Below are 12,692 nucleotides of genomic sequence, written 5' to 3'. Positions count from 1 at the left end.
ATCGTAAACTGATGTTTTTTGCGCTGGCGACGCTCTCCCTGTCGGCACTGGCCAGTCATAGCGGCGTAACCTTTGAACACAAAGCCTGGGAAGTAGCCTGCGACAACACGCTGACCTGCCGCGTTGCGGGCTATGCCAAAGAAGACGATCCGTCCGGTTCCGTCTTGCTTACCCGTACCGCCGGCCCCGGAACGGTGCCGACGGGCGAAGTGACGCTGGCCGACAGCGCAGAAGACAGCGCGCCGGTACAAAAGCTGACGCTGTGGATCGACGGGAAATCCGCGGGCGATCTCGTGGCGGCTGACGACAACTGGCGGCTGTCGGCTGGCCAGACGGCAGCGTTACTCAACGCCGTCAAAGGCAGCGGTAAAGTGGAATTTAAAGGCGGCGCGACGCCTTTTCTGCTTTCCGGCGAGGGCGCTTATGCCGCGCTGCTGAAAGCTGACGACGTGCAGGGCCGCATCGGCACGCCTGGCGCGCTCACCAAAAAGGGCGATAAGCCGGAAAGTGGCGTAGCTCAGGCGGTGCCCGTGCCGGTTATTCACGCAGCAAAAACCCGCAGCGGCGAACCTCGTTCGCTGACCGCGCCAGAAATCGCCGCGCTGAAAACCCGACTGCTTGCAACGGTCAATCAAAATGACGATGACATGTGCGACAGCCTGGTTTCACCGGCAGAAAATGCTATTCCGGAAAACGACGGGCTGACCCTTACGCCACTGGATGACGGCCACGCTTTGCTTTCGGCGCTCTGCTGGCGCGCGGCTTATAACGAAGGGTATGGCTACTGGGTTATCGATAACCAACTAAAAGGTAAGCCGGTGCTGGTGACCATTTCCGGCTCGGATTATGAAAAAGGCGTGATTACCGATGTGCAGAAAGGCCGGGGTATCGCAGACTGCATGAGCCTGAAAAGCTGGGTGTGGGATGGCCAGGCTTTCCGCAAAAGCCGCGACGCCATGACCGGCATGTGTCGTTATATCCATGCGGGCGGCACCTGGGATCTGCCCACGCTGGTAACGGACGTGAAGCCTTTTTCGGGTTAGATCCTTTGTTAAACCACTTAAGATCGAACGTATCTGCTTATTATCCCTTTTAGTGACATCCATATCATTACGCATATAATGTATATAACGAATATATCTTAGTGTAATGAGGTGGAGCATGAGAACTAAAGCGAATGCTTTACAGCGAACCAGGCAGGATTTTGAAGTCAAAACGCTGAGTGGAGAGCAGCTGCACAGGCTGCAACCCCATGCAGGATCGGACTATCTGGTTATCAATTTAGGACAGGCTGAGAAACGCACCCCTGCTTTTAACGAGACGGTGCGTATAGCCATAAGCGCTGCGATGACGGCCGTGCTGGCGTCTCTTAAACAGCAGGCATCCGTGCCTGAAGCCGTAGTTACTACCCCTTCTATAACAGCTCGCCCGGATGCAGCCCGCACGGAGCGTAACGCACAGCGTCGTGAAGCGTTGAATGCTCGCATTTTTGCCGATGCTATATGGCTGCTGGCTCGGGAACTGTCAGAAAAGGCGAACTTCAAAAGTTCCAACCCCAGCGCAGGGCCTAATCGCTGGAAGCTTGCCGGGAAAATCTTTGCTATTCAGCATAATGGCAAAGACTACTTTCCCGAATATGCGCTGGACGAGGGCTACCGACCTTTACCTGTCGTAAAGGAGGTGATGGCTTTATTTGGCGGCAGCAAAACGCCCTGGGGTCTGGCGATCTGGTTTGGGTCAGAAAACAGCTGGCTGGGCGGGAGAAAGCCCAGGGACGTGCTGGCTACCCAGCCTGAACAGGTTCTGTTGGCCGCGCAGGCAGAAAAAGAGGGCGGCATTCATGGCTGACAGGGAAGCTATCACACGGAAGCTAAAACCACCAAAAAGCGATCTGGCGGTAAACCTCACGGTATGGGAAGCCGGTAAACGTATTTACAGAATACATTCCGCCGCTTTTCGCGCCGCTCAATTCAACCCTGGTAAGGGCAGCGCACGTTTCAGTCCGATGATTAACGGCGTGGCAACGCTGTATGGTGGTGTGAGTACAGCTGTTGCCGTAATGGAAACGCTCTTCCATGATTTACCGCCGGATTCATCCGGGGCACCCTATGATTTAGCCAGGTTATATGGAAAAGTGCATTCGGTTATAGAGCCCCGCGTTGATTTAAACCTTGTCGATCTTAACCCGAAAACGCTGCGCAAAATGGGCGTAAACCGGGCAAGCCTGCTGGATTCAACCGCCGATCAATATATCTATACCCGAGAATATTCTTTAGCTATTTATCAGGCATGCCCGCAAGCGCACGGTCTGCAATGGTCTTCCAGGCAGCATGGAGACACGGCGCTGATGCTGTTTAACGATCGCGTCAAAGCCGAGCAGTTGTACACAGAGGTTGAGTCGGAACGGATACTGGATTCGGACTCTGTTATGACGGTGATAGAGCTGGAAGCCGACCAGCTCGGTATCGTGCTTCTTGAGAGCGGCGGTTAAAAATAGCGCTGCTGTTTCAACGGGTTTTAATAAATGATAAATATTTCCTCTGCCATCCCCCAATCTGCTGCTTCCGCTTCTCCGCAAAAATTTCCCGTATCCGGACAAACTAATCCAGAGCCGCTCAGCCGCCGTCGTTGCTAATCTGTCGCCCTTAAATGGCGGACGTTTTGTTAAGGATAAGGGCGTGGCGAAGATTTTCTCTGTCCCGAATATTTACCATGGTGAAAATGCGCTGGCAGCGCTGAGTCAGCTTGGGCTGAAAAAAGTCGCCATCGTCACCGACGAATTTATGCTCTCATCCGGCAAAGTAAATCAGCTGATCGCCTTGATGCCCCAGGCTTCGATCATCATCTATAGCGAGGTCAAAGCCGATCCCACTACCACGCTGCTACAGGCAGGCGCGGAAAAATGTAAAGTCTTCAGGCCGGATACGATTATCGCGCTTGGCGGCGGTTCCGCGTTGGATGCGGCCAAAGGCATTAAGGCCACCCTTGAAGAGTACGATCCTCTTTATCACATCAGGCTGATTGCCGTTCCCACGACCAGCGGCTCCGGGTCAGAGGCGACAACCTACGCCGTTTTTTCCGACCCATACAGCGGCAGCAAATATCCGTTGGTCGCTGACGCGCTGCTGCCGGATATCACCCTTCTCGACGCCCGGCTGGTGGCCAGCGTCCCCGCGAGCGTCACGGCGGATACCGGTATGGACGTGCTGACCCACGCGATTGAAGCGCTGGTTTCCACAGAAGCAAACGACTTCAGCGATGCGCTGGCGGAAAAAGCCATTGCGCTGACCGCCCGCTATTTACCCCAGGCTTACCGTGAACCGCACGACCTCAGCGCGCGGACGCATATGCATCACGCTTCCTGCATGGCGGGCATGGCGTTCAACTCGGCGGGGCTGGGGCTGGTTCACGGCATGGCCCATGCCGTCGGCGGCAGGCTGCATCTTGCGCATGGCAGGATCAACGCCATGCTGCTGCCATTAGTGATTGAATTTAATAGCGAAATGCAAGGGGCGCAGGCTCGCTACCAGCAGTGCGCGCGGTTGATGGCTGCCGACAGCCTGGCGCAGGCCGTTCGCACGCTTAACCAGCAGTTCGCCATTCCGGCAACGCTAAAAGAGATGGGCGCAGATCTCGCTCGGTTTGCCACCTTGCGCGGCGAACTGATCCAGGCGGCGCTGGCCGATGGCTGTACCGCAACCAATCCTCGCCGTGCCAGCGAGCAGGATATCGATCGCCTGCTGTCGCGCCTGGCGGGCGAGTAAACAGCAAGGAAGAGAGGATGAAGACGGATACGCAACGGCAGGCCAGAAGTATCACGCAGCAGATTTTACAGGAGCTGGCGGCAGGACGAAAAAGCCAGCCGCTGACTATTGCCGTCGGCGTCTCCAACCGGCACGTGCACCTGAGCCGTAAAGAGATGGACATGCTGTTCGGCTACGGTTCGTCGCTGACCCGGATGAAAGCGTTAAAGCAGCCCGGTCAGTTCGCCGCACAGGAAACCGTCACGCTGCGCGGGCCGAAAGGCGAGCTACAGCGCGTGCGGGTGCTGGGGCCGCTGCGTAACGTCACGCAGGTTGAGATTTCAGTGGCGGACGGCTTTGTCCTTGGCATCGGCGCGCCGGTAAGAATGTCCGGCGAGCTGCAGGGATCCCCTGGCATCACGCTGGTAGGGCCGCATGGCGAAGTGGCGATACCGGAGGGCGTTATCGTCGCATGGCGGCATCTCCATATTTCGCCTGAGGAAGCGGCGCGGCACGGCCTGACGGACGGCGCGGAAATAGCGGTGGAAACCCAGGGGCCGCGTGCGGGCGTATTGCGCCATGTGAAGGTGCGTGTCAGTGCAGAAGCGCTGGCGGAGATCCACCTGGATCAGGAAGAGGCCAACGCGCTTGGGCTGCGTAATGGCGATCGGGTGCAGATCAAAAGCAACGGGCCGAAGGTGGCGTGATCGTGCAGCCGGATCTTTCCAACCGGCTCGATAGCATTATCGATCGTCTGTTGGTGCGGCAAAGGCAGGGCATGGTCAGAGTGGTGATTACGGGAATGGATCCGCGCGTCCTGCCGGAAACGCTGGCTGCGCTGGAGGCGCTGAGTCAGGCCGGATACGGCCTGCGGGTCACGCTTTCCCACAGCGCCAGCCTGTCTGCCGTTTACGGGGCATTTCAATGCTGGCGGGAAAGGTTCGCGCCTGAACTGCTTTACGACACGCGAATGCCGCAGGCGGAAGAAGAGTACAGCGAGCTGTTTCTCCCGGCGATCTCAGGCAACAGCCTGGCAAAAATCGCGTTATGCCTTAGCGACAACGTTGCCAGCGCCTGGGCTTTTCATGCGCTGTGCCACGGCCGGAAAATCATCGTCACGCTGGGCGACGAGTTTACCCACGCGGCGTTGCCGGAGGCGATGCGGGAGCAGCTGCATCGCTATATCGCCACGCTGAAAAGCTGGGGGATCGTTTTTCCCGGTGTAACAACACAGAGCAAGGGTAAGCAACTTATTTCACTGGCGGATATCCGTCAGCAGCCCGCAGGCACGGCGCTGCGGCCAGGCCGAAACGCGCTGATCACGCCAGCCGCTCAGGACGAGATACGGCGGCGGCACATCATTTTATACAAGGACTGATTATGTATCTGGCTAAAGTCACGGGCGCGCTGGTATCGACCAGCAAGCATCCCTCGCTGAACGGCGCCAAGCTGCTGATCGTGGCCCGCCTGAACGAGCATCATCAGCCCACGGGCAGCGCCCAGGTCGCGGTTGACTGTGTGGGGGCCGGAAATGGGGAAACGGTTATCGTCAGCTCGGGAAGCTCGGCACGCATGGGTAATGGCGAGCATTCGGTGATCGATGCGGCAGTGGTTGGCATTGTCGATGCGCTGGATCTCAATGGATAGCAAAAGGAAGCGCACTTATGTCGGTAAGGGAGAGTCTGGACAGCCTGATCCAGCAGGCCATTAATTCGCATCCGTCGCGGCATCACTCGCTGAGCCTCTCTGCGGCAGCGGCGCTGGCGGCGATTGCCTGTGAGGTCGCGCAGGAATATGAAGTGCCAATCGTATTCAGCCTGGTAGATACGGCCGGACAGCAGCGCTGGTTTTTCAGCATGGATGATGCGCTGCTGGTCAGCCACCGCCTGGCGACGGAAAAGGCCTGGACCGCCGTGGCGCTGAGGATGGCGACGCACGAGCTGGCGCAGCAGGTACGGCCGGGCGCGAGCCTGGAGGGCTTACCACAGCAGGGGATCTGCTGTCTTGGCGGCGGTTTACCCTGCTGGTCGCAGACGCGGCTGCTGGGCGGAATAGGCATCAGCGGCGGCAGCGTCGCACAGGATATCGCCATCGCCCGCGAGTCGCTTGCCCGCTTCAGTCAGGCGCACTTTTTACTCACGCCTTCCCGACCCTAAAACGGATTTCAGAGGTCATTATGTCTACAACAACGGTTTTGGTTATCAACTGCGGATCTTCTTCGCTGAAATTTTCTGTGCTGCCGCTGGAGAGCGAAACGCCGCTGCTTTCCGGGCTGGCGGAAAGGCTGGGGTTGGATAACGCCGCTATCACCTTTAAGGATGAGGCGGGAAAAACTACCAGGCTTCTGGCGCAGCCAACGCACCATTGCGCGCTGCAAACGCTGTTTGCCGTGCTGGCAGAGAAAGCGCTGCTCTCCTCGCTGTGCGCCATCGGGCATCGCGTCGCGCACGGCGGCAGCGAGTTTCAACGCTCGGTTCTGCTGACGCCAGCGGTTATCGACCAGATCCGCCAGCTGGCGCCGCTGGCGCCTCTGCACAATCCCGCCAACCTTATCGGCATCGATACCGCGCTGGCTTTGCTGCCCGCGCTGCCGCAGGTGGCGGTGTTTGACACGGCTTTTCACCAGACGCTGCCGCCGGAAGCCTTTACCTATGCCATTCCGCTGGAATACCGCGAACGCTACAAAATCCGACGCTACGGTTTTCACGGCACGTCGCACCGCTTTGTCGCCGCCGAAGCGGTCAGGCTGCTGGATCTCGATCCGCAGGATCACGGCCTGGTGATTGCCCATCTGGGCAACGGATCTTCGCTCTGCGCGGTACGCAACGGGCAAAGCGTGGATACCACAATGGGCATGACGCCGCTGGAAGGGCTGGTGATGGGCACGCGCTGCGGCGACGTCGATTTTGGCGCGATGGCTTACCTGGCGACATGCAGCGGGCAGCCCATCGAGGCGCTGGGCGAGATGGCTAATAACCGTTCAGGCCTGCTGGGGCTTTCCGGGCTGTCCAGCGACTGTCGCACCTTGCAGGAAGCACGCGCCAAAGGCGATGCGCGGGCGACGCTGGCGATTGACGTCATGGTGCACCGGCTGGCGCGGCATCTGGGCGGCCAGTTTGCCGCGCTGCACCGGCTGGACGCGCTGATCTTTACCGGCGGCATTGGCGAAAACTCGGCGCTGGTGCGCGAGCTGACTCTGGCCAGGCTGGAGATCTTCGGCTTCCGCCTGGATCGTAACAGGAATCAGGCGATAGCGGGCGGCGCCGCGGGCACGATTTCCGCCGACGATTCGCCGACCGTGATGGTCATTCCCACCAATGAAGAAAAAATGATTGCGCAGGATGCGGCCAGGCTTGCCGCCGCGCCCGAACGATAACGCGCAAAATAATCTTACTGGCGGACAAAATATTTTTTCGCGTCCGCCTTAACATCGCAATCGGGCGTGGCCCCAGAGGCGCGTCTTTTTATCAGTCAAACAAACGAGGTCATTATGCAGCAGGAAGCGCTGGGCATGGTTGAAACAAAGGGGCTGGTTTCCGCCATTGAAGCGGCAGATACCATGGTGAAATCGGCCAATGTGACGCTGGTCGGCTACGAGAAAATCGGTTCCGGGCTGGTCACGGTGATGGTACGCGGCGACGTGGGCGCGGTAAAAGCGGCGACCGATGCCGGTTCCGTGGCGGCGGCCAAGGTCGGCGAGCTGGTCTCGGTTCACGTGATCCCACGCCCGCATGTTGAAGTAGAAAAAATATTAAAAACGGCCACGGAGTAACGGCCTGAGGACAAGCCATGCAGGACAATCTTGTCGAACAGATTATTTCCAGGGCTATCGGCCAGCCAGAGAAGCGTAGCGGCTGCGGCCTGACCGAGTTTGTCGGTACCGCGCTCGGCCATACCATTGGCCTGGTGATCGCCAATGTCGATAGCCAGCTTCATGAGGTGATGGCTATCGACGGCCGGTTCCGCTCGCTGGGCATTATCGGCGCCAGAACCGGCGCGGGCCCGCATATTTTCGCTGCGGATGAAGCCGTTAAGGCCACCAACAGCGAGATCGTCGCCATTGAGCTGGCGCGCGATACGGAAGGCGGCGGCGGACACGGCTGCCTGATCCTGTTCGGCGCGGCAGACGTCTCGGATGTGCGTCGGGCGGTGGAGGTCACGCTGGGTGAAATCGAACGGACGATGGGCGACGTTTACGGCTCGCCAGCCGGTCATCTGGAATTTCAGTACACCGCCCGCGCCAGCCACGCGCTGAATAAAGCCTTCGGCGCGCCGGTTGGCAAAGCGTTCGGCATGACCTGCGCTTCGCCAGCGGCGATAGGCATCGTTATCGCCGACGTGGCGGCCAAGGCGGCGGTTATTGAACCTGTCGGCTACGCCAGCCCGGCCAAAGGCACCAGCTTCAGCAACGAGGCGATCTTTACTTTCGCTGGCGATTCCGGCGCGGTGCGCCAGGCGGTCACGGCCGCGCGCGAAGTGGGATTACAGCTGTTGGCCACGCTCGATCCGGCGCCCATCCACTCAACTACCACACCCTATATCTGATCGCGCGGTAAGGAAGGGAAGCATGAATGACAGCGAGATCGCTCAGGCGGTGGAAAACGTCCTGAGCAAATTTACCCGCACCACGCCCGTTGCCGATGCCGAAAATCCGGCGCTGGCGGCCATGGTCGCCCGGGCGCTGGCGCAGAGCAGCGCAAACCCGGAAGACGTGAAAAGATCCGCCGTCACGGAGACGGAGGAAGCAGGCGTTTTCGCCACGATGGACGAGGCGATCGGCGCGGCCGTGCTGGCCCAGGTGCAGTATCGCCATTGCTCTATGCAGGATCGCACGACCTTTATCAACGGCATCCGCGAGGCGTTTTTACAGGAGGAGGTGCTGCAAACGCTCTCCCGCATGGCGGTTGAAGAAACCGGCATGGGCAACGTGGCGGATAAGGTGATTAAAAACCGCCTTGCCGCGCTGAAAACGCCCGGCCCGGAAGACCTGCCGACCTGCGCGCAAAGCGGCGATGGCGGCCTGACGCTGACGGAATATTCGGCCTATGGCGTTATCGGCGCTATCACGCCGACTACCAATCCGACCGAGACGCTAATCAATAACAGCATCAGTATGCTGGCCGCCGGCAATGCGGTGGTCTTCAGTCCGCATCCTCGCTCCCGCAAAGTGTCGCTGTATACGGTGGCGCTTATCAATAACAAACTCGCCGCGCTGGGCGCGCCGGATAATCTGGTAGTAACGGTTGCGCAGCCCTCTGTAGAAAATACCAACGCGCTGATTAAGGATCCGCGCATCGCTATGCTGGTGGCGACCGGCGGCCCGGCCATTGTGAAAACGGTGATGTCCTCCGGTAAAAAAGCCGTTGGCGCAGGCGCGGGCAATCCGCCTGCCGTCGTGGATGAAACGGCCGATATCGAACAGGCCGCCCGCGATATCATCAACGGCTGTAGCTTTGACAACAACCTGCCGTGCACGGCGGAAAAAGAGGTGATTGTAGTCAGCCAGGCGGCGGATTATCTGATCCACTGCATGAAGAAAAGCGGCGCTTACCTGCTGAGCGACAAAAAGCTTATTCAGCAGCTGCAAACGCTGGTGCTGAACGACAAAGGCAGCGGCCCGAATACGGCGTTTGTCGGCAAAGACGCGCGCTATATCCTGCAACAGCTGGGCATTGATGCGCCGGCGGAAACCAGAGTCATCCTGATTGAAACCGAAGCGACGCATCCTTTTGTCGTGCATGAATTAATGATGCCGGTGCTGCCGCTGGTGCGCGTGGATAACGTTGACGAAGCCATCGAGCTGGCCGTTTGCGTGGAGCAGGGCAACCGTCATACGGCGGTGATGCACTCTACCAACGTAGAGAAGCTGACCCGCATGGCGCGGCAGATCCAAACCACCATCTTTGTGAAAAACGGGCCGTCTTACGCCGGGCTGGGCGTCGGCGGCGAAGGCCACACCACCTTTACTATCGCCGGGCCAACGGGTGAAGGGCTGACCTCGGCGCGCACCTTCGCCAGAAGGCGCCGCTGCGTCATGGTCGAGGCGCTGAATATCCGCTGATGAAAACGCGCATTATCAACGCCCCCACGCCGGAAACGCTGGCGATGCTCAGGCGCCGGATGCCGTCGGAATTCAGAACGCGGCTGGATCTGCTGCGTGTGGACGCCGTCGCGCTGTTAATGCTGCCGGTGCCCGATCTCTATTTCTGTGCCGACCTGGCCAGTAAAGGCGCCGACGTCATGGTTTCGGAGATTTTCGGCAGCTGCCCGCAGCATATCACTTCGCTGGCGATCTTCGGCGAGGTGGCGGCGGTGGCGGAGGCGATGCGGCTGATTGAACAGCACCTCGGCGCTTAAGCCCCAGGGCCATAAACAAAACGCTTTTTCGGGAGTTATCACTATGTTGGAAAAAGGCTTTTCCAGTCCGACCGATCGTATCCTCAGGCTTAAAAACACGCTCCTGCAGGTGAAGCCGTACGTGGAATCGGAGCGCGCCACGCTGGCGACGCTGGCTTATCAGCAGTATGAGCATCTGCCCGCCATCATGCGGCGCGCCAGAGTTATTGAAAAAATCTTTCACGAGCTGCCGATCACCATCCGCGCGGATGAGCTGATTGTCGGCGCAGTCACCATCCATCCGCGCTCTACCGAAATCTGCCCGGAATTTTCCTTTGAATGGGTGGAAAAAGAGTTCGAAACGATGGAGCACCGTCTGGCCGATCCCTTTATTATCGAAAAGGAAACTGCGCAGGCGCTGAGCGAAGCCTTTAAATACTGGCCGGGCAAAACCACCAGCTCGCTGGCCGCGTCCTATATGTCTGACGCCACCAAAGAGAGCATGGCGGGCGGCGTCTTTACCGTCGGCAACTACTTTTATGGCGGCGTGGGGCACGTCAGCGTGGATTACGGCAAGGTGTTGAAGATCGGTTTTCGCGGCATTATCGCAGAGGTAAACGAGGCGCTGGCGAAGCTGGATCGCAGCCGCCCCGACTACCTGAAAAAAGAGCAGTTTTATCAGGCGGTGATTATCAGCTATCAGGCCGCTATCGCTTTTGCCCATCGCTATGCGCAGGAAGCGGCGCGGCTGGCGCAGGCGGAAAACAATCCACAGCGCAAACGCGAGCTGGAGCAGATTGCGCAAAATTGCCGACAGGTGCCGGAGCAGGGCGCGACCACTTTCTGGCAGGCCTGTCAGACCTTCTGGTTTATTCAGAGCATGTTGCAGATTGAATCCAGCGGCCACTCGATTTCGCCAGGCCGCTTCGATCAGTATATGTATCCTTATCTGGCGGCGGACAGCAGCATTACGCCGGAGTTTGCTCAGGAGCTGGTGGACTGCTGCTGGATCAAGCTTAACGACATCAATAAAACCCGCGACGAAGTCTCCGCGCAGGCTTTCGCCGGTTATGCTGTGTTCCAGAATCTTTGCGTCGGCGGCCAGACGGAAGAGGGGCGCGACGCGACAAATCCGCTGAGCTATATGTGCATGGAGGCCACCGCGCACGTTCGCCTGCCGCAGCCTTCTTTCTCCATTCGCGTCTGGCAGGGTACGCCCGACGAGTTTTTATTCCGCGCCTGCGAGGTGGTGCGTCTGGGGCTGGGCGTTCCGGCCATTTATAACGACGAGGTGATTATCCCGGCGCTGCAAAATCGCGGCGTTTCGCTGCAGGATGCCAGAGATTACTGCATTATCGGCTGCGTGGAGCCGCAGGCGCCGCACCGTACCGAAGGCTGGCACGACGCGGCCTTCTTTAACGTGGCTAAGGTGCTGGAAATCACGCTGAACAACGGACGGGCAGGCGGCAAGCAGCTGGGGCCGATAACCGGCGAGATGACCAGCTGGCGCGGCATGGACGACTTTTACCAGGCTTTTCAGCAGCAGATGACGCATTTCGTCCATCAGCTGGTAGAGGCCTGCAACAGCGTCGACCTTGCGCACGGCGAACGCTGCCCGCTGCCGTTTCTCTCTGCGCTGGTGGATGACTGTATCGGGCGGGGCAAATCCTTGCAGGAAGGCGGCGCTATCTATAACTTTACCGGCCCGCAGGCGTTTGGCGTGGCCGATACCGGCGACTCCGTTTACGCCATCCAGAAGCAGGTGTTTGAAGAGGGCAAGCTGACGCTTGCTGAACTGAAAAGCGCGCTGGAAAGCAATTTTGGTCACGCAGCCGACAGCTCGCCTCAGGCATCGCTGAGCGAAAACGACCTCTGCGCCATGGTACAGCAAATTATCGATCGGGACGGATCGCTGGACGCGGCGGCGATCAAAGAAGAAGTTTATCGTCGGCTCTCCTCCACGGCGGCCCCGCAAGGCAGCCAGCGTTTTGCTGAGATCCGCCGCATTCTGGAAAATACGCCCTGCTTCGGCAATGATATTGACGAGGTAGACCTGGTGGCCCGGCGCTGCGCGCTGATCTACTGTCGCGAAGTGGAAAAATACCGCAATCCGCGCGGTGGCCAGTTTCAGGCCGGCATCTATCCCGTCTCGGCCAACGTGCTGTTTGGCAAGGACGTGGGCGCGCTGCCCGACGGTCGCCTGGCAAAAGCGCCGCTGGCAGACGGCGTGTCGCCACGGCAGGGCAAAGACGGCTCAGGGCCGACCGCCGCCGCCAGCTCGGTAGCCAAGCTGGATCACTTTATCGCCTCTAACGGCACCCTCTACAATCAGAAGTTTTTGCCTTCCGCGCTGGCGGGGGAGAAAGGGCTGCGCAACTTCGGCAGCCTGGTACGCAACTATTTTGATAAAAAAGGGATGCACGTGCAGTTCAACGTGGTGGATCGCGACACGCTGCTGCGTGCGCAAAAAGATCCGCAGCAGCATCAGGATCTGGTGGTGCGCGTGGCGGGCTACAGCGCGCAGTTTGTGGTGCTGGCCAAAGAGGTTCAGGACGACATTATCAGCCGTACCGAACAGCACTTTTGATGCGGCCGGCGTGGTTGCCAGCCAGC

The 12,692-nt window shown here is 59.1% G+C and carries 14 protein-coding genes; all 14 read left to right on the top strand.

The annotated features are described in order from the left end of the window. Nucleotides 1-11: 11 nt before the first annotated feature. The 14 genes from QCD69_RS00830 to grpM all read left to right on the top strand — a co-directional run bounded on the left by QCD69_RS00830 (nt 12) and on the right by grpM (nt 12,666). Nucleotides 12-1,043: a DUF1176 domain-containing protein gene (locus QCD69_RS00830; protein WP_301250758.1), complete on the top strand. Its 1,032-nt coding sequence runs from the start codon at nt 12-14 to the stop codon at nt 1,041-1,043. A 118-nt stretch (nt 1,044-1,161) separates the two neighbouring features. After that, on the top strand, nt 1,162-1,848 hold the full coding sequence (locus tag QCD69_RS00825; RefSeq protein ID WP_301250668.1) for an integrase: 687 nt from the start codon (nt 1,162-1,164) through the stop codon (nt 1,846-1,848). Next, on the top strand, nt 1,841-2,491 hold the full coding sequence (locus tag QCD69_RS00820) for an RES family NAD+ phosphorylase (protein WP_301250667.1): 651 nt from the start codon (nt 1,841-1,843) through the stop codon (nt 2,489-2,491). The genes QCD69_RS00825 and QCD69_RS00820 overlap by 8 nt, the downstream gene beginning before the upstream one ends. A 187-nt stretch (nt 2,492-2,678) precedes the next feature. Continuing rightward, a complete protein-coding gene (locus tag QCD69_RS00815; RefSeq protein WP_301250666.1) occupies nt 2,679-3,764 on the top strand; it encodes a 1-propanol dehydrogenase PduQ in 1,086 nt (361 codons plus the stop codon). A 17-nt stretch (nt 3,765-3,781) separates the two neighbouring features. Then, the gene (gene pduL, locus QCD69_RS00810) at nt 3,782-4,450 is read left to right on the top strand and encodes a phosphate propanoyltransferase (RefSeq protein WP_253458111.1); all 669 of its coding nucleotides are present in this window, start codon (nt 3,782-3,784) and stop codon (nt 4,448-4,450) included. Then, a complete protein-coding gene (locus QCD69_RS00805; RefSeq protein WP_301250665.1) occupies nt 4,447-5,121 on the top strand; it encodes a hypothetical protein in 675 nt (224 codons plus the stop codon). The genes pduL and QCD69_RS00805 overlap by 4 nt, the downstream gene beginning before the upstream one ends. Nucleotides 5,122-5,123: 2 nt before the next feature. Then, nucleotides 5,124-5,390, top strand: a complete 267-nt coding sequence (locus QCD69_RS00800) for a EutN/CcmL family microcompartment protein (RefSeq protein WP_253458117.1) — start codon at nt 5,124-5,126, stop codon at nt 5,388-5,390. 17 nt (nt 5,391-5,407) lie between these two features. Further along, complete coding sequence (locus tag QCD69_RS00795) at nt 5,408-5,899, top strand: GlcG/HbpS family heme-binding protein (protein ID WP_301250664.1); 492 nt, start codon at nt 5,408-5,410, stop codon at nt 5,897-5,899. Between the two features lie 20 nt (nt 5,900-5,919). Continuing rightward, nucleotides 5,920-7,119, top strand: coding sequence for a propionate kinase (gene tdcD / locus QCD69_RS00790; protein WP_441004969.1), 1,200 nt, complete (start codon nt 5,920-5,922; stop codon nt 7,117-7,119). Between the two features lie 114 nt (nt 7,120-7,233). Further along, nucleotides 7,234-7,515, top strand: coding sequence for a propanediol utilization system shell hexameric protein GrpH (gene grpH / locus QCD69_RS00785; RefSeq protein ID WP_253458125.1), 282 nt, complete (start codon nt 7,234-7,236; stop codon nt 7,513-7,515). A gap of 17 nt (nt 7,516-7,532) precedes the next feature. Next, on the top strand, nt 7,533-8,288 hold the full coding sequence (gene pduB / locus QCD69_RS00780) for a propanediol utilization microcompartment protein PduB (protein WP_253458128.1): 756 nt from the start codon (nt 7,533-7,535) through the stop codon (nt 8,286-8,288). Nucleotides 8,289-8,310: 22 nt separating this feature from the next. Further along, nucleotides 8,311-9,804 carry an aldehyde dehydrogenase family protein gene (locus tag QCD69_RS00775; protein WP_301250663.1) on the top strand — a complete coding sequence of 498 codons (1,494 nt, stop codon included), beginning with the start codon at nt 8,311-8,313 and terminating at the stop codon, nt 9,802-9,804. Continuing rightward, complete coding sequence (locus QCD69_RS00770) at nt 9,804-10,100, top strand: hypothetical protein (protein WP_253458133.1); 297 nt, start codon at nt 9,804-9,806, stop codon at nt 10,098-10,100. Before QCD69_RS00775 ends, QCD69_RS00770 begins: the two co-directional genes overlap by 1 nt. Before the next feature lie 43 nt (nt 10,101-10,143). Continuing rightward, complete coding sequence (gene grpM / locus QCD69_RS00765) at nt 10,144-12,666, top strand: glycyl radical diol dehydratase GrpM (RefSeq protein ID WP_301250662.1); 2,523 nt, start codon at nt 10,144-10,146, stop codon at nt 12,664-12,666. Nucleotides 12,667-12,692: the final 26 nt, after the last annotated feature.

It is taken from the genome of Erwinia sp. PsM31, from assembly GCF_030433775.1.
GTDB lineage: Bacteria > Pseudomonadota > Gammaproteobacteria > Enterobacterales > Enterobacteriaceae > Erwinia > Erwinia aeris.
The sequence above is the reverse complement of the archived record's forward strand: the minus strand, read 5'-3'. Positions and strand labels throughout refer to the sequence as shown.